The sequence below is a fragment of the Plasticicumulans lactativorans genome, assembly GCF_004341245.1.
In the GTDB taxonomy this organism is placed as follows: Bacteria; Pseudomonadota; Gammaproteobacteria; order Competibacterales; family Competibacteraceae; genus Plasticicumulans_A; species Plasticicumulans_A lactativorans.
The window spans coordinates 43,683-65,639 of the sequence record NZ_SLWY01000011.1 but is presented as its reverse complement, the minus strand read 5'-3'; the positions used below and the strand labels follow the sequence as shown (position 1 = coordinate 65,639).

Here is a 21,957-nt window from a genome sequence, read left to right as displayed (position 1 = left end):
TCTGGCGCATTCTACGCGAACGGGCGAAAGGCGATCGGATCAGGCAATCCGGCGCCGTACCCGTCCATGCCGCGGGCGCTGCCGGTGCCGTCGCGCGATGCAGGCGACGGGCCCCGTCTTGTCTGCACCCGGTGTCTCGGACATGATCGCCAGGTCGCGACGAATTAAAGATGCCTCGCCATGGCGGATGCACGAGAACAGACCACGGGCCTTGCCGAAGAGATCGCCACCCGGCTGTGCGAGCAGGTGGCGAGCGGTGCGCTGCGGCCCGGCCAGCGCCTGTTCGAGACGAAGTTCGCGACCGAGATGGAGATCTCGCGCAATACGCTGCGCGAGGCGTTCCGCCTGCTGACGCGCGACGGCGTCCTGCGCTACGAGCCGAACCGGGGCGTCTTCGTGGCCGTGCCCTCGATGGCCTCGATCCTCGACATCTACCGCGCACGGCGGCTGATCGAGGTGCCCGCGCTGGCCCAGGCCTGGCCGCGCCATGAAGCCGTGGCGCGGATGCGCCTCGCCGTCGACCATGCCGAGCGCATGGCCTCCGTGCTCGACTGGCGGGCCGTCGGCAGCGCCAACATCGAATTCCACCGCGCCATCGTCGCCTTGACCGACAGCCCGCGCCTGATCGCCTTCTTCGCGCGGCTCTCGGTCGAACTGCGCCTGGCCTTCGGCCTCCTGAAACACCCCGCCGTGCTGCACGAACCCTACATCAGCCTCAACCGGGCGATCGTGCAGCGCATCGAGGACGGCGACCAGAAATGCGCGGCCGATCTGCTGGAGGATTACCTGGCGAAATCCGAACGCATGATCATGGCGAGTTTCGCCCGCCTGGATTGAACCCCGCCGCGTGGCCGCTCACCCTGTGCGCGATGCTGCGATAAGCGTTCTGCATTCTCCCGGAAACCGTTTTGACGAATGATCGGCGTGGCACGCGAAACGCCGCTTGCATTCCATGACCGCCTGATATGACGGCTGCGCATCTGATCGGCATTTACGGTGAACGATGGCGGCCATGACGCGGTGACGCTTTCTGCATCCGGCATTCGCCTTAAATATTCTCCAGAAGTGGAATCGGCGCAGGGCCTGTCGGATTCGAAAAGGTGCGGTGGACGCTCTTTTCCTCAAAAGGCTTTCTGGCCAGGATTCGACAGGCTCTGCGCGGGCGCGTCGAGAACGCTGGGTCCGCCGATGACATGGCGCTGCGTGCCGGCGCCCGGGCGGATGCCCGACTGGAAAAACGGACGCCCTCGCCTGATCAGCCGTAAAGCACCGGGGAGCCGGGGCGCCGCAAGGCATTCGCCGCGCCGGCGGGCTCAGGGGCGGGCGAGGCGGGCGCGGACCTTGTCCATCACCGCGGCCTCCTCGGCGAGCAGCGCGGCGAAGGGCAGGGTGGCGAGGGTGCGTGCGGCGAGCGCGCACAGGCGCGGGTGGCGGGTCGGGTCGAGCGCCTCGCCGCCGTAGCCGTAGTTGACGGTGTGGGTGGCGAAGGCGAGGTCGGCGAGCGTCGGGCCGGCGCCGACCAGCCAGTCACGGTCGCCGAGCTCGGCTTCGAGCCAGTCGAGCAGCGGCGGCAGCCGCTCGTCGATCGCCGCGCGGACCTGCGCCTCGTCGACGGGCTGGCCGAGCAGCGGGCGGATCACGCGCTGGCCGAACACCGCGAAGGTCAGCAGGGGGCCGAGCTCGGTGTCGGCGTAGCGCTCGAACCAGCGCGCGCGGGCGCGCGCCCACGGCTCGGCCGGCAGCAGCGGCGGCTCGGGGTACACCTCGTCGAGGTAGTGGCAGATCACGCTCGATTCGCACAGCGGCCGGCCGTCGACCTCCAGCACCGGGATGCGCCCGATCGGGTTGAGCTCGCGCAGGCGCACGGCCTGGCGCCAGGGGTCGATCGGGTCGAGCGTGCAGGCGACGTGCTTCAGTGCGAGCGTGACGCGCACCTTGCGTACGTAGGGGGAGAGCGGGGCGCCGTGCAGCACCAGTTCCATCGTGAACCTCCGCGTCGGGGGTGGGATCAGTCACCGGCGTCGAGCAGCGCCAGGCCCTCGGCGAGGGCGGCGTCGAAGCGGGCTTCGAGTTCGGCGTGGCTGCCGCGGCAGCCGTCGACCACCGCGGCGGCCCAGGCCAGGTACTCGCGGCGGCGCGCGTGCGGCCAGTCGGGCGGGTGATGGGTGACGTCACGGACGTTGCAGATCTTGTCGGCGAGCTTGACCAGCCGCGCCCCCGCCGACAGCTGCGGGGCGTGGACGATCTGCAGGCGCTTGCGTTCGGCCTTGGGCAGCCGCTTGTCGTCGGTGACCTCGGCGACCAGTCCGGCGATGCGCGCGCCGAAGCGTGCGGCGAGCTCGTCCGGGGTGGTCTCGGTGTCCTCGACGGTGTCGTGCAGCAGCGCCGCGGCGAGCACGGCGGCATCGTCCACGCCGCATTCGGCGAGGAGGGCGGCGACCTCCAGCGGGTGGTTGATGTAGGGCGAGGCATCGGCGCCCTTGCGCCGCTGGGTGCGGTGGCGCACGGCGGCGAAGTGGGCGGCGTCGAGCAGCAGGCGGGCATCGGTCATCGGCGGCGGTCCGGGGGATGCGACCGGTGGGCGGCCGCGCTCGCCTGAGTGTAGCCGGGGCGCCGGCCACCCACCGGCGGGCGGCGCGCCGCGGCGGTTGACTTCGGCGCCCGGCTCGGCTTCCCTCGCGGACTGCCTGCCGCCGTACGGTTCCGCCATGTCTCACCTGCTGTCGACCCTGATCCTGCTGTTCGTGCTGCTGCCGGCGCACGCGGCGCTCGACGACGTGGCGCCCGCCACCACCGCGCCGATCGACCCGTCGAAGGCCGCCGAACAGACCGCCACGCGCAGCCAGGCCCTGGCCGAGGAGGCCGCGGTGGTCGAGCGCGTGCGCCAGGAGCTGGCGGCGCTGGCGGCCGAGGTGCCGCGGCGCATCGCCGCGCTGACCCCCGACAGCGTCACCGAGGACGCGGTCGAACAGGCGCGTGTCGATACCAAGGCCGCGCTGCTGCGCCTCGAAGACCTGCGCGTGGACGCCACCAACACCGAGCAGCGCGTCCGCACGCTGACGCAGACCGTGCGCGACCTGGAGGCGCGCGTGCAGCTGCTGAGGAGCCCGACGTCGCCGACGCTGCAGGGCGACGCCGCCGGCGCCCAGCTCGAACTCGCCACCCGCGACCTCGGCCAGCGCCGCGACGAGCTCGCCCTGGAGCAGAAGCACCTCGAACAGGTGCGGGTGCAGACCGAGCTGCTGACGCAGCGCGTGGCGCTGCTCGAACAGTGGCAGACGCGCCTGGAGCAGGCCTTCCGCCAGCAGGAGGACCGCAGCCGCCGCGAGGCACAGGCCGACCGCGAGGCCGAGCTGCAGCGCGCGGCGCAGGCCGCCTCGGAGCGCGCGGCGACCCTCGCCGCGCAGCTCGAGCGCGAGGGCGACCGCCTGAGCGACGCCGAGCGGCGCGTGCTCGACCTCGAGCGCCAGGTGTCGATCGAGCGCGCCAAGCTCGCCGAGGTCGACGTGCGCCTGCTGCGCATCGGCCTCGACCTCGAGCGCATCGGCCGCCTGCCGAACGCCTCGCCGCGCCCGGCGCTGCGCGAGTTCAGCTCGGCGCTCGACACCGCGCGGGCGATGATCACCACGCTGCGCGCCACCGCCGAGGTGCTCGAACGCAAGGTCGAGCTGTACGCCCAGCAGAAGGCGGTGATCGAGCGCCGGGCCGTCGCCAGCGACGCCGAGCGCCAGGGCGCGGAGCGCGAACGGCGCCTGCTGAGCGACATCGGCGGGCAGCTCGCCGAGCGCGTGCAGCGCATGCGCGAGGTGCTCGGCAACGCCGAGACGATGCGCGACAAGCTCGATGCCGCCTACCGCGAGTCGCTGCGCCACGACCTGCTGAGCCGCCGGCCCTTGCCGGTGACCGCGGATGCCTGGCAGCAGATCGGCGAGCGGCTGGCGACCACGCCGACCTTCCTCACCTACCAGGTGCGGCTGAGCCTCGAAACCGCGTGGAACAGCCTGCGCGCGGCCGATCCGCTGCTGTGGCTCGGCCTGCTGGTCGGGCAGGGGCTGCTGCTGCGCCTGGCGCTGCACCTGCGCCGCGCGCTCGGCCGCGCGATCGAGCGGCGCGGCCCGGACGACGGCGAGGCCGACGCCGGCCGGCGCTACACCGACCGCGTGCTGCGGGTGCTGCAGCAACTGCTCAAGCGCAACGTGGTTGGCGCGAGCCTGTCGGCGATGATCGTGCTGGCGCTGTGGGGCAGCGCCACGCCACAGCCGAGCTTCGGCATCCTGGTGACGCTGGTGCTGCTGTGGGTGGCGGTGAAGCTGCCGCTCACGCTCACCTGGCTGCTGCTGGTCGCGCGCCCCGGCGCCGGGACGCGCCGGCGCACGCTGTACCGCCTGATCGCGGTGGTGGTGGTGGCGGGCGCGGCCTGCGGCGCGCTGGCGATCATCGCCCGGCTGGTGGCGCTGCCCGACCAGCTCGTCGACCTCGCCGACCAGGTGTTCATGCTCTACCTGGCGGCGACCTTCCCGGCGGCGCTGCGGGTGCGCCGCTACCTGCTCGACGCCCTGGAGCCGATGCAGCAGGCGCGGCGCACCTGGTTCGTCGTGCTCAAGCTGATCACGCTGCTGCTGCCGCTGGCGCTGCTCACCGCCGCGCTGCTCGGGCTCGCCGGCTACATCAACCTGGCGTGGGAGGTGGCGCGCCAGCTGATGGTGCTGATCGTGGTGCTGGCGCTGCTGATCGTCGTGCTCGGCCTGCTCGACGACGTGTTCGAGGCGGCGGCCGAGCACTTCATCAAGGGCTCCGGTTACGGTCGCGGCTGGACCCACGAGCTGCTCGACCCGCTGCACCACATCGCGCGCGTGCTCGCCTTCGTCGCTGCCGCATGGCTGCCGCTGTACTCGCTCGGGCGCGGCGGCGAATCGGCGCTGGTCGACGGGGTGTTCGAGCTGCTGCGCAAGCCCTTCGCCCAGTTCGGCGAACTCGCGCTGAGCCCGTACAGCCTCGGCGTGACGGTGCTGGCGGCGCTGATGATGTTCTGGGGCGGGCGGCTGCTGCGCGCGGTCACCTACCGCTGGGTGCTGTCGGGCGTGGGCGACTCGGGGGTGCGCAACAGCCTGGCGGTGTTCACGCAGTACCTGGCGGTGCTGATCGGCGTGCTGGTGGCGCTGCGCGTGATCGGCGTCGACCTGACCACGCTCGCGGTGTTCGCCGGCGCGGTCGGTGTCGGTATCGGCTTCGGCCTGCAGGCCATCGCCAACAACTTCATCAGCGGCGTGCTGCTGCTGATCGAGCGTCCGCTGCGCAGCGGCGACACGGTGAAGATCGGCGAGGACGAGGGCGAGATCGTGCGCATCGGCATCCGCTCGCTGACGCTGAAGACCTTCGACAACATGGAGGTGATCATCCCCAACTCCGAGGTGATCAGTAACGCCTTCACCAACTGGACCCACAGCGACAACATCATCCGCCAGGTGCTGTACTTCGGCGCCGCCTACGACTTCGAGCCGCAGCGCGTGGTCGACCTGATCGCCCGCGTGATCGGCCAGCACCCGGCGGTGCAGATCAACCCCGCGCCGCTCGCGCTGGTGTGGGACTACGGCGTCACCGGCGTGCGCTACCGCGCGCAGTACTACGTCGACGTCAACCGCCACAACATCCTGGTGGTGCGCTCCGAGGTCAACCTCGGCGTCTGGGAGAGCTTCCGCAAGGCCGGCATCGCGATGCCCTACCCGCAGCGCGACCTCTACATCCGCGCCTGGCCCGAAGGCTTCCCGGCGGCCGCGCCGCCGACTCAGCCGCCGTCGAGCCCCTGACGGCCGACGTGGTCGCGGGCGAACTGGTAGGCGACGCGCCCGCTGCGCGAACCGCGCGTCAGCGCCCAGCGCAGCGCCAGCGCCCGCGTCGCTTCGTCGAGGTCGGCCGGTGCGCCGAGTTCGCCAAGCCAGTAGGCGACCACCGCGAGGTAGTCGTCCTGGGTGAAGGGGTGGAACGACAGCCAGATGCCGAAGCGCTCCGACAGCGAGATCTTCTCCTCCACCGCCTCGCCGTGGTGCAGCTCGCCCTCGACCATGCGCGCGTCGCGGTTCTCGCTCATGTACTCGGGCAGCAGGTGGCGCCGGTTCGAGGTCGCGCAGATCAGCACGTTCTCCGACGGCGCGGCCACCGAGCCGTCGAGCACCGCCTTCAGCGCCTTGTAGCTGCCGTCGTCGGCGTCGAAGCTGAGGTCGTCGCAGAACACCAGGAAGCGCTCGGGGCGGTCCTCGACCAGCTCGACGATGTCCGGCAGGTCGATCAGGTCGTGGCGCTCGACCTCGATCAGGCGCAGGCCCTGCGCCGCGTAGGCGTTCAGCAGCGCCTTCACCAGCGAGCTCTTGCCGGTGCCGCGCGAGCCCCACAGCAGCGCGTGGTTGGCCGGCCGGGCGGCGACGAACTGGCGCAGGTTGCGGTCGAGCTCGGCCTTCTGCCGGTCCACCCGCTGCAGGTCCTGCAGGCGCAGGCGGTGCGGGTGGCGCACCGGCGCGAGCCAGCCGCGGCCGCCGCGCTTGCGCCAGCGGAAGGCGATGCTGGCCTCCCAGTCGGGAGCTGCGACGGTCGGTGGCAGCAGGTTCTCCAGGCGCTCGAGCAGGCGCTCGGCGCGGTCGGCAAGCAGTTCGAAACGTTCCATGGGCGGGCTCGCTGGCGTCAGGCGTGGGGTTCGCGCACGTCGAGCAGGCCGACGCTCATCGCCATGCGGATCAGATCCGACAGCGATTCGGCCTGCATCTTGTCCATCACCTTGGCGCGGTGCACCTCGACCGTCTTGCGGCTGACGGCGAGCGCCTCGGCGATGTCCTTGTTCGGTTCGCCCCGCACCACCAGCGCCATCACCTCGCGCTCGCGCGGCGTCAGCGAGGCGTAGCGCTCGGCGAGCACGTGCGCGTGGTCGAGCGCCTCGCGCCGTGCGCGGTCGCGGGCGAGCGCGTTGTGCACGCAGTCGAGCAGCAACTGGTCGTTGAAGGGCTTCTCGATGAAGTCGACCGCCCCGGCCTTCATCGCCGACACCGCCATCGGCACGTCGCCGTGGCCGGTGATGATGATCACCGGGATCGCCACCCCGAAGCTCGGCAGCCGGCTCTGCGCCTGCAGCCCGCCCATGCCCGGCATGCGCACGTCGAGCAGCAGGCAGGCGGGAACGCCGGGGTCCTGCCAGCCGGCGAGGAACTCCTGGGCATTGGCGTGCACGTGCGCGGTCAGGCCGACGGATTCGAGCAGCCATTTCAGCGAATCACGCAGGGCCGGATCGTCGTCGACGACGTGGACGATGGAGGCGGTGGTCATCGGCTATCCCGGTGGTGGTGGAGGGATGCCCCGCGCAGCCGGCGGGGCGGACGCCCGCCAGTTTAGCCACCCGCGCCGCCGGCGTGCCGATCGCCGCGTCACGCGGCGACGGGGGCCGCCTGCGCCGCGCCGCGACCCGTCGGCGGCGCGTGCGGGCGGCCGGGCGCCGTCAGCCGGCCAGCGCGCGGCCGATGACGATGCGCTGCACGTCGCTGGTGCCTTCGTAGATCTGGCACACGCGCACGTCGCGGTAGATGCGCTCGACCGGGAAGTCGGCGAGGTAGCCGTAGCCGCCGTGGACCTGGATCGCCGCCGAGCAGACGCGCTCGGCCATCTCCGAGGCGAACAGCTTGGCCATGCTGGCTTCCTTCAGGCACGGGCGCCCGGCGTCCTTCAGGCTCGCCGCGTGCAGCACGAGCTGGTGCGCGGCCTCGAGCTCGGTGGCCATGTCGGCGAGGCGGAAGTTGACCGCCTGGTGCTCGAAGATCGGCCGGCCGAAGCTCTCGCGCTCGTGGGCGTAGGCGAGCGCGGCGGCGAAGGCGGCGCGCGCCATGCCCACGCACTGTGCGGCGATGCCGATGCGCCCGCTTTCGAGGTTGGCGAGCGCGATGCGGTAGCCGTCGCCCTCGGCGCCGAGGCGGTTCGCCACCGGCACGCGGCAGTCCTCGAACACGATCTGCGCGGTGTCGGAGGCGTGCTGGCCGAGCTTGTCCTCGATGCGCGCGACCACGTAGCCGGGGGTGTCGGTGGGCACGACGAAGGCGCTGATGCCCTTCTTGCCGGCGGTGGGGTCGGTGATCGCGAACACGATCGCGACCTGCCCGTTCCGGCCCGAGGTGATGAACTGCTTGGTGCCGTTCAGCACGTAGTGCTCGCCGTCGCGCAGCGCGCGGGTGCGGATGGCGCCGGCGTCGGAGCCGACGTGCGGCTCGGTGAGCGCGAACACGCCGAGCCACTCGCCGCTGGTCATGCGCGGCAGGTAGTGCGCGCGCTGCGCGTCGCTGCCGAACTTCAGGATCGGGCCGATGCCGACCGAGTTGTGCACGCTGACGATGGTGCTGGTGGCGCCGTCGGCGGCGGCGATCTCCTCCAGCGCGAGCGCGAAGGCGACGTAGCCGGCATCGGTGCCGCCGTAGGCCTCGGGGGTGGTCATGCCCATGACGCCGAGCTCGGCGAGCCCGAGCAGGGCCTCACGTGGAAACGTGGCGTGGCGGTCCCAGTCGGCGGCGAACGGCGCGATGCGCTCCTGGGCGTAGGCGCGCACCGCGTCGCGGATCATTTCCTGCTCTTCGGTGAGGATCATGGGCGGGTTACCGGTGGCGGGGTCGAGGGGCCCTGTGCCGGGGCGGACAGGGGCCGGATGCCGTGTCGGGCGTTTCCCCCGCGCCGGCGGCGCGGGGGGCGGGGCGCGCTCAGAGCCGCTCCACCGCGAGCGCCGTGGCCTCGCCGCCGCCGATGCAGAGCGAGGCCACGCCGCGGCGCTTGCCGTACTGGGCGAGCGCGGCGAGCAGGGTGACGACGATGCGCGCGCCGCTCGCGCCGATCGGGTGGCCGAGCGCGCAGGCGCCGCCGTGGACGTTGACCTTGGCGTGGTCGAGGTCGAGGTCCTGCATCGCCGCCATCGTCACCACGGCGAAGGCCTCGTTGATCTCCCACAGGTCGACGTCGGCGACCGACCAGCCGGCCTTGTCGAGCAGCTTCTGCATCGCCCCGACCGGCGCGGTGGTGAACAGGCCCGGCTTCTGCGCGTGGCTGGCATGGCCGACGATGCGCGCGAGCGGCACGAGGCCGCGGCGCGCCGCCTCGGAGGCGCGCATCAGCACCAGCGCGGCGGCACCGTCGGAGATCGAGCTGGAATTGGCCGGGGTCACGGTGCCGTCCTTGCGGAAGGCGGGCTTGAGGCTCGGGATCTTGTCCGGGCGCGCCGACAGCGGCTGCTCGTCGGTGTCGAGCAGCACCTCGCCATCCCGGCCCCTGACCGGCACGCCGACGATCTCGCCCTTGAAGCGGCCGCCCTCGATCGCGGCCCTGGCGCGACGCAGCGACTCGATCGCGTAGGCGTCCTGCGCGGCGCGGGTGAAGCCGTAGCTGTCGGCGCACTCCTCGGCGAAGGTGCCCATCAGCCGGCCCTTGTCATAGGCGTCCTCGAGGCCGTCGAAGAACATGTGGTCGAGCGTCTGCCCGTGGCCCAGGCGATAGCCGGCGCGCGCCTTGGGCAGCAGGTAGGGGGCGTTGCTCATGCTCTCCATGCCGCCGGCGAGCACGACGCTGTTGGTGCCGGCGAGCAGGCCGTCGTGTGCGAGCATGATCGCCTTCATGCCCGAGCCGCAGACCTTGCTGACCGTGGTGCAGGGCGTGCCGAGGTCGAGCCCGCCGCCGAGCGCGGCCTGGCGCGCCGGCGCCTGGCCGACGCCGGCGGGCAGCACGCAGCCCATGTACACCTCCTGGATGTCCGCCGGCGCCACGCCGGCGCGCTCGACCGCCGCGCGGATCGCCGCCGCGCCGAGCTGCGGTGCGCTCTGGCTCGCGAACATGCCCTGGAAGCCGCCCATGGCCGTGCGGGCCATGCCGACGATGACGACGGGATCGTTGCTCATGTGTCCTCTCCTGCGCACGGGGCGCGTGGATTATCGGCGGCCGCGACGCTTGCCGCCGGATGATCATCGGGATCGGCCCGGCAGCGGCGGCAGCGCCACGACGGACGTGGTGGCGTTATAGACCGCAAGCCGGGCACGGTATGAAAAACGTTATATTACGTTTACGTAAACGTCAATGTTGCTCACCGATACCGCCTTCAATGCCGCATGGCGACGCCCTGTTCGGAGCCGACCGCACGGCGCCTGCTACGGCGCCTTGGCGTGTTCCGCGCTGCGGGCGGATTCGGGGGGCTTGGCGTCGAGCAGGCGTTCGCATTCGGCCTTGGCGCTGTCGATCTCGTGCAGCACGGCTTCGATGTCGCGCTGCTGCTGCTCGAGGATCGCGCGGCGGTCGTCGAGGATGCGCAGGAACTGCCGCAACCGCATCTCCTCGCCGCGCGAACTGTCGAACAGTTCGAAGAGTTCGCGTGTTTCACCAAGCGTCATGCCGAGGCGCTTGCCGCGCAGGATGAGCTTGAGCCGGGTGCGGTCGCGCTTGTTGTAGATGCGCCTGCGGCCCTCGCGGCGCGGGTTCAGCAGGCCCTGATCCTCGTAGAAGCGGATCGCGCGCGTGGTCACGTCGAACTCCCTGGCCAGGTCGCTGATGGAGTAGGTGACGGTTTCCGGTGGCCGGATGCTGCTGTTCAAGCTCGTTCTCCGCGCGGGCCCTCCGCCCGCAGACAAGGTAAAGCGATTGACGTAAACGTCAACACTCCCGACCTGCCGCGGCACCGGTGCGCGGCGGGGCGCGGCCGGTCGGCGCGGGCAGGCGGGGACATCTGCGGGTGCTAGTGTTTCCAGCGTGTTTCACGGCGCCGTCCGGAAACCGACCCGGCGGGCGAAAACGCCCGGCCCTGCGCCGGGCGGCGATCCGCCATGCACGCGGAGGAGGGTAAAAACCATGTTGTCCTACGAAGACTGTATCGGCATGTGCGAACTCACCCCCGAGGAGATCGAGGCGGTGGCGGAGCACGAACACGTCCCCGAGATCGTCGCCGCCGAGCTCGGCAACTACCTGCTGAACTGCGAGGACGGCGTGCTGCGGATCCGCCGCATCCTGCTCGACGACATCCACGCCGCCGAGGCGGCCGGCGACCGCGCGCGCTGCCTGCACCTGAAGCTCGTGCTCAAGCACTTCATGGACAACCACCCCGATCGCCGGGCCGACTGAGGCCTTGCACGGCGAGGTGCGCGGTGCAATGCACGCGACATTCGCCAGACGCTTTCGGGGCCGACCATCGCAGTCGTCAGCGCAGGCCGGGGTGCAGTCTTTCAGCGTACATGTGTGCGTACGGTTGCAAGGCGAAAAGGTGCTCGCTAGCGTAGAGGCAGTCACGGAACACCAGGGAGGGCTTGCGCAGAATCCGCCGGAGCCGCGAACGGCTTCGCATGCATGAGGGTTGCCCATGTCCGCCGAAACGAACCCTCCGGTTTCGCTTCCCGATCCGCTCGTCATCGCCGAGACGCTGCGGGAGATCACCGATACCAGCAACCGCCTGATGAACAGCCTGCTGCAGCGCCGGCTCGACGGCCAGGCGGTCGCCTACAGCGACGAGCTCGGCATCGGCCAGGCGTTCCTGGAGATGTCGGGCAAGCTGATGCTCGACCCGTTCCGCCTCGCCGAGAACCACCTGAGCCTGTGGCGTGACGCCCTGGAGCTGTGGACCAGCACCTGTACCGGCGCGCTGGGGCTGCGCTCGGTGCCGGTGATCGCGCCCAGCCAGGGCGACCGGCGCTTCAAGGACGAGGCCTGGAACGAGCACGTGCTGTTCGACTTCATCAAGCAGTCCTACCTGCTCGGTGCGCGCTGGCTGCAGCAGACGGTCGCCGGCGTCGATGGCCTCGACGAGCGCACGGCGCGCAAGGTGGAGTTCTACACGCGGCAGTTCATCGACGCGCTGGCGCCGACCAACTTCGCGCTGACCAACCCCGAGGCCCTGCGCGAGATCTACCGCACCGGTGGCGAGAGCCTGCTGAAGGGACTGCGCAACCTGCTGGTGGATCTGGAGCGCGGCGGCGGGGGGCGTCTGGCGATCCGCATGACCGACCCCGATGCGTTCGAACTCGGCGTCAACGTCGCCGTGACCCCTGGCAAGGTCGTGTTCCAGAACGCGATGATGCAGCTGATCCAGTACGCGCCGCACGGCAAGACCGCGTGGCGGCGGCCGCTCTTGATCGTGCCGCCGTGGATCAACAAGTTCTACATCCTCGACCTGCGCGAGCGGAATTCCTTCATCCGCTGGGCGGTGCAGCAGGGCCACACGGTGTTCGTGATCTCCTGGGTGAATCCGTCGGCGGAGTACGCGCAGCGCGGCTTCGACGACTACCTCGCCGAGGGCACGCTCGCCGCGCTCGACGCGATCGAGCTCGCCACCGGCGAGCGTCGCGTCAACGCCGTCGGCTACTGCCTGGGCGGCACGCTGCTGGCGGCGACGCTCGGCTGGCTGGGCGCGGCCGGCGACGAGCGCATCGCCTCGGCGACCTTCTTCACGACGATGATCGACTTCAGCGAACCCGGCGAGCTCGAGGTGTTCCTCGACGACGTGCAGTTGTCGTCGATCGAGAAGCGCATGGAACGCGCCGGCTACCTCGATGGCGCCGAGATGGCGACGACCTTCAACATGCTGCGGGCGAATGACCTGATCTGGTCGTTCGCGGTCAACAATTACCTGCTGGGCAAGGACCCGTTCCCGTTCGACCTGCTGTACTGGAACAGCGACTCCACGCGCATGCCGGCGAAGATGCACAGCTTCTACCTGCGCAACATGTACCAGAAGAACCTGCTGCGCGAGCCCGGGGGGCTGAACATCGCCGGTCGTCCGATCGATCTCGGCCGGGTCACCGTCCCGGTGTACTTCCTGTCGACGATCGAGGATCACATCGCGCCGTGGAAGTCGACCTACCTGGGCGCACCGCTGTTCGGCGGGCCGGTCAAGTTCGTGCTCGGCGGCTCCGGGCACATCGCCGGGGTGATCAACCCGCCGGTGGCGCGCAAGTACGGCTACTGGACCAATCCGGTGCTGCCCGCCGACAGCGGTGCCTGGCTCGCCGACGCCGTGCAGACGCCGGGGTCGTGGTGGGACGACTGGAGCCAGTGGGTCGAGGCGCACGACGCCGAGCGCGTGCCGGCGCGCGAGCCCGGCGACGGCGCGCTGCCGGCGCTCGAGGATGCCCCCGGCAGTTACGTCAAGCGGCGCATCACGTGAGGCGACTGAGGCGACCGCGCGCGGGCGTTCGGCCGGCCGCGGCGAACGCCTCCAGATAATCGAGTCCCGCGATCGCCCGGCTGCCGTACCACGACACCATTTCGGCGTCGATCAACCGCACCCGCGCGGGGTCGAGGGCATGCTCGGCGGCGAGGCTCGCGGTGTCGGCCGCGGTGAAGCGGTAGGGCTCGGAGCTCAGCAGCACCGTGTCGACCGCGGCCAGCACCTCCGCGCTGAGGTCCAGACTCGGGTAGCGCATGTTCGTCGGCGCGACCCAGGTCTGCCAGTTCACCAGCGCGAGCGTGCGCGCGATGTAGGTGTCGCGGCTCACGCTCATCCACGGCTCGCGCCAGATCAGGTACAGCACGCGGCGCGGCGGCCAGGCGCGGGCCGCGAGGCGCCCGAACCCGGCCGTGAGCGCGCCGCAGAGCCGCTCGGCTTCGTCCTGCCGCCCGAACACGGCGCCGAGCAGCCGATACAGCGCGAGGTTGTCGTGCGGACCGAGCGGGTGGGTGACGATCACCTGCGACACGTATTCCGCCAGTGCCTCGGCCATCTCGCGCGGGTTCTCGTCGATGTTGACGATGACGTGGGTGGGGGCGAGCGCCCGCAGCGCCCGGTGCTTGATCTTCTTCGTCCCGCCCACCGCGGGTACCGCCGCGACCGCCTCGGCCGGGTGCACGCAGTAGTGGGTGCGCGCCACCACCTGGGTACCGAGGCCGAGCGCGAACAGCAGTTCGGTGATGCTCGGCACCAGGCAGGCGATGCGGGCGCCGGCAGCGGCCGGCGGGATCGGGCGTCCGAGTGCGTCGACGGGGCGGTGCGGGGCGAGCGGCGGGAGCGTGGGCATGGCGGGCGGCGAGGGTTGACGTTTACGTCAATCGAGCATACCCCTGCGCGCAGCTTTCCGCTGCGAGCACCGCCATGTCCGACACCACCGACCTGAACGCCGCCATCGCGCGCCACTGGAGCCGGGGCGATCCGCTGGGCTGGATCGAGGCCCGCCTCGCGGCCGCCGGCATCGCGCACCCCGACTACCGCGACGTGGCGCGCTACGACCAGATCCATGCCGGCGGACTCGCCGCGGTGCGCGAACTCGCTGCGCTCGTCGGCGTACACACCGGCGAGCGCGTGCTCGATCTCGGCGGCGGGCTCGGCGGCGCGGCGCGCTGGCTGGCCGGCGAACTCGGCTGCGAGGTGCTGTGCCTGGACCTCACCCCGCAGTTGGTCGTCGCCGGCGCGGCACTCACCGCGCGCGTGGGGCTGCAGGCGCGTATCCGGCACCTCGTCGGCGACGCGACGGCAACGCCGCTGCCGGCGGCCAGCGTCGACGGCGTCTGGGTACAGCACCTCGCCCAGCACATCCCCGCGGCCGGGCAACTGTGGCGGGAAGCGGCGCGGGTGCTGAAGCCCGGCGGCTGGCTCGGCTTCCACGAGTGGGTGCTCGGGCCGGCCGGTGCACCGTACTACCCGGCGCCATGGGCACCGGCCGACGGCAGCCTGAGTTACCTCGACACCCGCGACGCGCTGGAGCACGCGCTGCAGGTCGCCGGCTTCACGCAGCTCGCCATCGTCGACGTCTCCGCCGCGATGGCCGCCGCCTATGCGCGGCAGCTCGCCGCGCTGCGCGCGCAACCCGTCGCCGACAACCCGGTGCTGCCGGGACCGGAGTCATTGCTCGCGCTCGCCAATGCGCAGGCGAGCCTGGTCGAACGGCGCGCCGCTTGCCTGATGGGGTGCGCCCGCTTCGTTTAGCGACGAAGGCGTAGGGGAGATGTCGCAGGTAAATTGACGTTGACGTAAACGTAATATATCGTCCGGCGCCATTGCGAAACCAAGATGAGGAGGGGCCGATGTCGTCCAGCGACGCATTCATCCGGGCGCGGGATTTCCTGCTCGCACACCGCGAGGACTACGCCACGGCCTACGCCGGCTTCCGCTGGCCCCAACTCGATACCTTCAACTGGGCGCTCGATCACTTCGACGTGATGGCGCGCGACAACGCCGCGCCGGCGCTGTGGGTGGTGGCCGACGACGGCAGCGAGGAGAAGCTCAGCTTCGCCGAGCTGTCGGCGCGCTCGAACCGCGTGGCGAACTTCCTGCGTGCGCAGGGCGTGCAGCGCGGCGACCGGGTGCTGATCATGCTCGGCAACGTCGTGCCGCTGTGGGAAACCATGCTCGCGGCGATCAAGCTCGGCGCGGTGATGATCCCGGCGACCACCCTGCTGACGCCCGAAGACCTCGCCGATCGCTTCGAGCGCGGCGGGGTGCGTCACGTGGTGACCAGCGCCGCCGACGTGGCGAAGTTCGACACCCTCGGCGGCGACTACTCGCGCATCGCCGTCGGCGGCGCGCCCGCCGGCTGGGTGGCGTTCGAGCAGGCTTACGCCGCGCCGGCGCAGTTCGTGGCCGACGGCGCGACCCGCGCGAGCGATCCGCTGCTGCTGTACTTCACCTCGGGCACGACCTCCAAGCCCAAGCTCGTCGAGCACACCCACGCGAGCTACCCGGTCGGCCACCTGTCGACGATGTACTGGATCGGCCTGCAGCCGGGCGACGTGCACTGGAACATCAGCTCGCCCGGCTGGGCCAAGCACGCCTGGAGCAACGTGTTCGCGCCCTGGAACGCCGGCGCGACGGTGTTCGTGTACAGCTACGCGCGCTTCGACGCCAGGCGCGTGCTCGACGCCGTGGTGCGCTACGGGGTCACCACGCTGTGCGCGCCGCCGACGGTGTGGCGCATGCTGATCCAGGAGGACCTGGCGGCCTATCCGGTGCGGCTGCGCGAACTGGTCGGGGCCGGCGAGCCGCTGAACCCCGAAGTCATCGAACGCGTGCAGCGCGCCTGGGGCATCACCCTGCGCGACGGCTACGGCCAGACCGAGACCACCGCGCAGATCGGCAATCCGCCGGGGCAGCCGCTCAAGGCGGGCTCGATGGGGCGGCCGCTGCCCGGCTACCGGGTGGAGCTGCTTGATCCCGACGGCCGGCCGGCGGCGGAAGGCGAGATCGCGCTCGCGCTCGACCCGCGGCCCCTGGGGCTAATGGCCGGCTACCGCGGCGATGCCGGGAAGACCGCCGCGGTGATGCGCGACGGTCATTACCGCTGCGGCGACGTCGCGAGTCGTGATGCCGACGGCTACCTTACCTACGTCGGCCGGGCCGACGACGTGTTCAAGGCGTCCGACTACCGCATCAGCCCGTTCGAGCTGGAGAGCGTGCTGATCGAGCATGCGGCGGTGGCCGAGGCCGCCGTGGTGCCGAGCCCCGATGCGCTGCGCCTGGCGGTGCCGAAGGCCTTCGTGATCCTGCGCCAGGGTTACGAGCCGAGCCGTGCGCTGGCGGCGTCGATCTTCGCCTTCCTGCGCGAACACCTCGCGCCGTACAAGCGCGTGCGCCGGCTGGAATTCGCGGATCTGCCGAAGACCATCTCCGGCAAGATCCGCCGCGTGGAGCTGCGCAAGCTCGAGGAGGCGCGCGATCCAAAAGATGCGCGCCGCCCGCTGGAGTTCTGGGAAGACGACTTCCCCGAACTGAAGTGAGCCGTGCCGCGGGGCGCGCCAAAAGGCGGCCCCGGGGTGCACGTGCCATACCGAAACGCGGCGCCCGCACCCCACCGGGTGGTCCGTCGCGATCCATCAAGACCACCATGGGAGCGCACATCCCGATGTCCGCAGTCGCGCAACCGGCCAAGGCGCCGGCGAAGAACGCCTACAAGCCGCACAACAAGGTCCGCTTCGTCACCGCGGCGAGCCTGTTCGACGGCCATGACGCCTCGATCAACATCATGCGGCGCATCCTGCAGTCGCAGGGCGCCGAGGTGATCCACCTGGGCCACAACCGCTCGGTGGACGAGGTCGTCACCGCGGCGCTCGCCGAGGACGTGCAGGGCATCGCCGTCAGCTCCTACCAGGGCGGCCACGTCGAGTACTTCAAGTACATGATCGACCTGCTGAAGAGCCGCGGCGGCGAGAACATCCGCGTGTTCGGCGGCGGCGGCGGGGTGATCGTGCCCTCCGAGATCAAGGAGTTGCACGCGTACGGCGTCACCCGCATCTTCTCGCCGGAGGACGGCCAGACGATGGGGCTGGCCGGGATGATCCGCTGGATGGTCGAGACCTGCGACGAGGACCTCGCGGCGCACGCGCCGAAGACCCTCGACGGCCTGCGCGCCGGCAGCCACCGCGACCTCGCGCGGCTGGTCACCGCGCTCGAGAGCGGCGGCCTCGACCCGGCGCTGCGCGAGGCCATCGTCGCCGAGGCCGGCACGCGCACGGTGCCGGTGCTCGGCATCACCGGCACCGGCGGTGCCGGCAAGTCCTCGCTCACCGACGAGTTGATCCGGCGCTTCCGGCTCGACCAGAGCGACCGGCTGAAGATCGCGATCATCGCCGCCGACCCGTCGCGGCGGAAGAGCGGCGGTGCGCTGCTCGGCGACCGCATCCGCATGAACGCGGTCGACCACCCGCACCTCTACGTGCGCTCGCTGTCGACCCGCGCCGGCGGCGCCGAGGTGCCCGAGAACCTCGGCGACGTGATCGCCGCGTGCAAGGTCGCGGGCTTCGACCTGGTGGTGATCGAAACCCCCGGCATCGGCCAGGGCGGGGCCGGCATCGTGCCCTTCAGCGACGTCTCGCTGTACGTGATGACGCCCGAATTCGGCGCCGCGAGCCAGCTGGAGAAGATCGACATGCTCGACTTCGCCGACGTGGTGGCGATCAACAAGTTCGACCGCAAGGGCGGCGAGGACGCGCTGCGCGACGTGCGCAAGCAGATGCAGCGCAACCGCGAGGCCTTCACCACGCCGGTCGACGAGATGCCGGTGTTCGGCACCATCGCCTCGCGCTTCAACGACGACGGCGTGAGCGCGCTGTACCACAACCTGCTCGGCCTGCTGCAGGTGAAGGGGCTCAAGGTCGGCACGAGCGCGCTCGCGCCGGTGGCGACGCACGCCTCGACCGGCAGGACGGTGATCGTGCCGGCGGCGCGCAACCGCTACCTCGCCGAGATCGCCGATGCCGTGCGCGGCTACCACAAGGCGATCCGCGAGCAGGCGGCGCTGGTGCGCAGCCGCCAGCAGCTGCAGGCGGTGCAGGCGCTGGTGGCGAAGGAGGGCGGCGACACCGCGACGCTCGCGGCGCTGCTGGCGAAGGTCGAGGAGCGCATCGATCCGCGCGCGCGCAAGCTGGTCGACCAGTGGCCGGCGGTGGTCGAGAGCTACTCGGGCGACGAGTACGTGGTGAAGATCCGCGACAAGGAGATCCGCTACGCGCTGACCACCAAGTCGCTGTCGGGCACCCGCATCCCCAAGGTGGCGCTGCCGCGCTTCACCGACCACGGCGAGCTGCTCACCTTCCTGCTGAAGGAGAACCTGCCCGGCAGCTTCCCGTACACCGCCGGGGTGTTCGCCTTCAAGCGCGAGGGCGAGGACCCGACCCGCATGTTCGCGGGCGAGGGCGACGCCTTCCGCACCAACAAACGCTTCCACTACCTGTCGAAGGGGCAGCCGGCGACGCGCCTGTCGACCGCCTTCGATTCGGTGACGCTGTACGGCTGCGACCCCGACGAGCGTCCGGACATCTACGGCAAGGTCGGCAACTCGGGCGTGTCGATCGCCACGCTCGACGACATGAAGGTGCTGTACTCGGGCTTCGACCTGTGCTCGCCGAGCACCAGCGTCAGCATGACCATCAACGGCCCGGCGCCGACCATCCTGGCGATGTTCCTGAACACCGCGATCGACCAGCAGATCGACAAGTTCGCCCGCGACAACGGCCGTGACCCGACCGACGACGAGATCGCCAAGATCCGCCCCTGGGTGCTCGAGAACGTCCGCGGCACCGTGCAGGCCGACATCCTCAAGGAGGACCAGGGCCAGAACACCTGCATCTTCTCGACCGAGTTCGCGCTGAAGATGATGGCGGACATCCAGGAGTACTTCGTCCAGAACCGGGTGCGCAATTTCTACTCGGTCAGCATCAGCGGCTACCACATCGCCGAGGCCGGCGCGAACCCGATCAGCCAGCTCGCCTTCACGCTCGCCAACGGTTTCACCTACGTCGAGACCTACCTCGCGCGCGGCATGCACATCGACGACTTCGCGCCGAACCTGAGCTTCTTCTTCTCGAACGGCATGGACCCCGAGTACACGGTGCTCGGCCGCGTCGCGCGGCGCATCTGGGCCACGGCGATGCGCTTCAAGTACGGCGCCAACGAGCGCAGCCAGAAGCTCAAGTACCACGTGCAGACCTCGGGGCGTTCGCTGCACGCGCAGGAGATGGCGTTCAACGACATCCGCACCACGCTGCAGGCGCTGATCGCGATCTACGACAACTGCAACTCGCTGCACACCAACGCCTACGACGAGGCGGTGACCACGCCGACCGAGGAATCGGTGCGCCGGGCGATGGCGATCCAGATGATCATCAACCGCGAGTGGGGGCTGGCGAAGAACGAGAACCCCAACCAGGGCAGCTTCATCATCGACGAGCTGACCGACCTGGTGGAGGAGGCCGTGCTCAAGGAGTTCGAGCGCATCGCCGAGCGCGGCGGCGTGCTCGGGGCGATGGAGACCGGCTACCAGCGCGGCAAGATCCAGGAGGAGTCGCTGCTCTACGAGACCATGAAGCACGACGGCTCGCTGCCGATCATCGGCGTCAACACCTTCCGCAACCCCAGGGGCGATGCCGAGAACGTCATCATCGAGCTGGCGCGCTCGACCGACGAGGAGAAGCAGTCGCAGCTCACGCGCCTGCGCGACTTCCAGCTGCGCCACCGCGGCGAGGCCGAGGCGCTGATCGGGCGCCTGAAGCAGGCGGCGATCGACAACCGCAACATCTTCGCGGTGCTGGTGGAGGCGGTGCGCTACTGCTCGCTCGGCCAGATCACCGAGGCGCTGTTCGACGTCGGCGGCAAGTACCGGCGCAACATGTGAGGACGCGCGGCGCGCGGCTTCGCCTACGCTTGAGCGCGCCGGGTGCTGCGGCGCGCGGCGCGGGTGCGGTCGCACGCCGGGCCCGCGGCAGGCGCGCGGCGCCGCCGGCAACATCGGGAGAACACCATGCAGATCAGCAGGATCGGCGTCGTCGGCGCCGGGCAGATGGGTAACGGCATCGCGCAGGTGTGCGCGATGGCGGGCTACGCCGTGGTGATGCGCGACGTCGCCGAGGCCGCGCTGGCGCGCGGTCTCGCGACGATCGAGCAGAGCCTCGCGCGGCTCGCGGCGAAGGGCCGGCTGAGCCACGAGGAGCAGGCCGCCGCGCGCGCGCGCATCGAAACGAGCACCGCGCTCGCGGCGCTCGCCGACTGCGACGTGATCATCGAGGCGGCGACCGAGAACGAGGCGCTGAAGCTCGCGATCTTCCGCGAGCTCGACGCCGTCGCGAAGCCCGGCGCGATCCTCGCGAGCAACACCTCGTCGATCTCGATCACCCGCATCGCCGGCGCCACCGGGCGCGCCGACCACGTCATCGGCATGCACTTCATGAACCCGGTGCCGGTGATGCAGCTGGTGGAGATCATCCGCGCGCTGCAGACCGCCGATGCCGTGTACGCGGCGACCGAGGCGCTGGCGCGCGCGCTCGGCAAGACCCCGGTCGAGGTGCGCGATGCTTTCGGCTTCGTCTCCAACCGCGTGCTGATGCCGATGATCAACGAGGCGGTGTTCTGCCTCTACGAAGGCGTGGGCACGCCCGAGGCCATCGACACGGTGATGAAGCTCGGCATGAACCACCCGATGGGGCCGCTCGCGCTCGCCGACCTGATCGGGCTCGACACCTGCCTGTCGATCATGGAGGTGCTGCACACGGGCTTCGCCGACTCCAAGTACCGCCCCTGCCCGCTGCTCAGGCAGATGGTCGACGCCGGCTGGCTGGGGCGCAAGAGCGGCCGCGGCTTCTACGTCTACGGCAGCTGAGCGGCGGCGCATGAGCTACGACAACCTGCTGCTCGAAGAGCCCGAGGCCGGCATCTGGCGGCTGACGCTGAACCGTCCGCACGCGCTCAACGCGCTCAACGCCGCCACGGTCGCCGAACTGCATGCCGCGGTGCTGGCGGTGGGCGCGGCGCCCGGCGCGCGCGTGCTGCTGGTGACCGGCGCCGGCGACAAGGCCTTCGTCGCCGGCGCCGACATCAAGGAGATCGTCGACCTGACGCCGCTCGGCATCCGCGCGTTCGGCAGCCGCGCGCACGCGGCGTTCGCGGCGATCGCCGACCTGCCGGTGCCGGTGATCGCGGTCGTCAACGGCTACGCGCTCGGCGGCGGGCTCGAACTCGCGCTCGCCTGCGACTGGATCATCGCCTCGGAGCGGGCGGTGTTCGGGCTGCCCGAGGTGTCGATCGGCGCCACTCCGGGGTTCGGCGGTACGCAGCGCCTGCCGCGGCGCATCGGCCGCGCGCGCGCGCTCGAACTGGTGTGCACCGGGCGCCAGGTGCGCGCCGCCGAGGCGGCGGCGATCGGGCTCGCCAATCACGTGTACGCGCCCGAGCGCCTCGCCGAGGAGGCGCTGGCGCTGGCGCGCACGATCGCCGGCAAGGCGCCGCTCGCGGTGCGCCTGTCCAAGGAGGCGGTGCGCAGCGGCGGTGAGCTCGACCTCGACAGCGGCTGCCGCTTCGAGGCCCAGATCTTCGGCCTGGCATGGTCGACCGAAGACCAGAAGGAGGGCATGCACGCCTTCATCGAGAAGCGCCCGCCGGTCTTCCGCGGGCGCTGAACGCCGGCCCGCGCCGGCGGCGGCGCCGGGCCGAACGACACGACGAGAGTGGCGGCGGGGCCTCGCCCCGACCGCGGCCCGTACCGCAGCGGA

The 21,957-nt window shown here is 70.9% G+C and carries 17 protein-coding genes; 9 read left to right on the top strand and 8 right to left on the bottom strand.

Annotated elements, in window-relative coordinates; all coding sequences use genetic code 11:
* Nucleotides 1-180: 180 nt before the first annotated feature.
* Nucleotides 181-837: a GntR family transcriptional regulator gene (locus tag EV699_RS10910; protein ID WP_132542581.1), complete on the top strand. Its 657-nt coding sequence runs from the start codon at nt 181-183 to the stop codon at nt 835-837.
* A gap of 476 nt (nt 838-1,313) precedes the next feature.
* Here EV699_RS10910 and EV699_RS10905 read toward each other — a convergent pair whose 3' ends face one another.
* Both EV699_RS10905 and EV699_RS10900 read right to left on the bottom strand, forming a co-directional pair.
* Nucleotides 1,314-1,982, bottom strand: coding sequence for a glutathione S-transferase family protein (locus EV699_RS10905; protein WP_132542579.1), 669 nt, complete (start codon nt 1,980-1,982; stop codon nt 1,314-1,316).
* A gap of 26 nt (nt 1,983-2,008) precedes the next feature.
* Nucleotides 2,009-2,551: an HD domain-containing protein gene (locus tag EV699_RS10900; protein WP_132542577.1), complete on the bottom strand. Its 543-nt coding sequence runs from the start codon at nt 2,549-2,551 to the stop codon at nt 2,009-2,011.
* 157 nt (nt 2,552-2,708) lie between these two features.
* Here EV699_RS10900 and EV699_RS19940 point away from each other — a divergent pair, with 157 nt between their 5' ends.
* Nucleotides 2,709-5,807, top strand: a complete 3,099-nt coding sequence (locus EV699_RS19940; RefSeq protein ID WP_165904098.1) for a mechanosensitive ion channel domain-containing protein — start codon at nt 2,709-2,711, stop codon at nt 5,805-5,807.
* Here EV699_RS19940 and EV699_RS10890 read toward each other — a convergent pair.
* From EV699_RS10890 to EV699_RS10870, 5 genes are all read right to left on the bottom strand, one after another.
* On the bottom strand, nt 5,786-6,658 hold the full coding sequence (locus tag EV699_RS10890) for an ATP-binding protein (RefSeq protein ID WP_132542575.1): 873 nt from the start codon (nt 6,656-6,658) through the stop codon (nt 5,786-5,788). The genes EV699_RS19940 and EV699_RS10890 overlap by 22 nt on opposite strands.
* A 17-nt stretch (nt 6,659-6,675) precedes the next feature.
* On the bottom strand, nt 6,676-7,311 hold the full coding sequence (locus EV699_RS10885; RefSeq protein WP_132542573.1) for a response regulator transcription factor: 636 nt from the start codon (nt 7,309-7,311) through the stop codon (nt 6,676-6,678).
* A 169-nt stretch (nt 7,312-7,480) separates the two neighbouring features.
* Nucleotides 7,481-8,614 carry an acyl-CoA dehydrogenase family protein gene (locus EV699_RS10880; RefSeq protein WP_132542571.1) on the bottom strand — a complete coding sequence of 378 codons (1,134 nt, stop codon included), beginning with the start codon at nt 8,612-8,614 and terminating at the stop codon, nt 7,481-7,483.
* Nucleotides 8,615-8,723: 109 nt separating this feature from the next.
* Nucleotides 8,724-9,908, bottom strand: a complete 1,185-nt coding sequence (locus EV699_RS10875; protein ID WP_132542569.1) for an acetyl-CoA C-acyltransferase — start codon at nt 9,906-9,908, stop codon at nt 8,724-8,726.
* A gap of 246 nt (nt 9,909-10,154) precedes the next feature.
* Nucleotides 10,155-10,595 carry a MerR family transcriptional regulator gene (locus tag EV699_RS10870; RefSeq protein ID WP_243662633.1) on the bottom strand — a complete coding sequence of 147 codons (441 nt, stop codon included), beginning with the start codon at nt 10,593-10,595 and terminating at the stop codon, nt 10,155-10,157.
* Between the two features lie 253 nt (nt 10,596-10,848).
* Between EV699_RS10870 and EV699_RS10865 the strand changes: the two genes are divergently transcribed.
* Both EV699_RS10865 and EV699_RS10860 read left to right on the top strand, forming a co-directional pair.
* Nucleotides 10,849-11,118 (top strand): hypothetical protein, encoded by a 270-nt coding sequence (locus EV699_RS10865; protein ID WP_132542567.1) that lies wholly within the window; start codon nt 10,849-10,851, stop codon nt 11,116-11,118.
* Nucleotides 11,119-11,353: 235 nt separating this feature from the next.
* A complete protein-coding gene (locus tag EV699_RS10860; protein WP_132542565.1) occupies nt 11,354-13,153 on the top strand; it encodes a PHA/PHB synthase family protein in 1,800 nt (599 codons plus the stop codon).
* On the opposite strand, the gene EV699_RS10855 is transcribed toward EV699_RS10860, so the two are convergent.
* Nucleotides 13,146-14,003: a helical backbone metal receptor gene (locus EV699_RS10855; protein WP_132542563.1), complete on the bottom strand. Its 858-nt coding sequence runs from the start codon at nt 14,001-14,003 to the stop codon at nt 13,146-13,148. The two genes, EV699_RS10860 and EV699_RS10855, sit on opposite strands and share 8 nt — an antisense overlap.
* A gap of 74 nt (nt 14,004-14,077) precedes the next feature.
* On the opposite strand from EV699_RS10855, the gene EV699_RS10850 reads away from it, so the two are divergent.
* The 5 genes from EV699_RS10850 to EV699_RS10830 all read left to right on the top strand — a co-directional run bounded on the left by EV699_RS10850 (nt 14,078) and on the right by EV699_RS10830 (nt 21,864).
* The gene (locus tag EV699_RS10850) at nt 14,078-14,908 is read left to right on the top strand and encodes a class I SAM-dependent methyltransferase (protein WP_132542561.1); all 831 of its coding nucleotides are present in this window, start codon (nt 14,078-14,080) and stop codon (nt 14,906-14,908) included.
* A gap of 98 nt (nt 14,909-15,006) precedes the next feature.
* Nucleotides 15,007-16,695, top strand: coding sequence for an AMP-binding protein (locus tag EV699_RS10845; protein WP_132542559.1), 1,689 nt, complete (start codon nt 15,007-15,009; stop codon nt 16,693-16,695).
* Nucleotides 16,696-16,820: 125 nt separating this feature from the next.
* Nucleotides 16,821-20,087, top strand: coding sequence for a fused isobutyryl-CoA mutase/GTPase IcmF (gene icmF / locus EV699_RS10840; protein ID WP_132542557.1), 3,267 nt, complete (start codon nt 16,821-16,823; stop codon nt 20,085-20,087).
* Nucleotides 20,088-20,213: 126 nt separating this feature from the next.
* Entirely contained in the window at nt 20,214-21,068 is an 855-nt protein-coding gene (locus tag EV699_RS10835) for a 3-hydroxybutyryl-CoA dehydrogenase (RefSeq protein WP_132542555.1), read from the top strand.
* Between the two features lie 10 nt (nt 21,069-21,078).
* Nucleotides 21,079-21,864, top strand: coding sequence for an enoyl-CoA hydratase-related protein (locus tag EV699_RS10830; RefSeq protein WP_132542553.1), 786 nt, complete (start codon nt 21,079-21,081; stop codon nt 21,862-21,864).
* Nucleotides 21,865-21,957 lie beyond the last annotated feature (93 nt).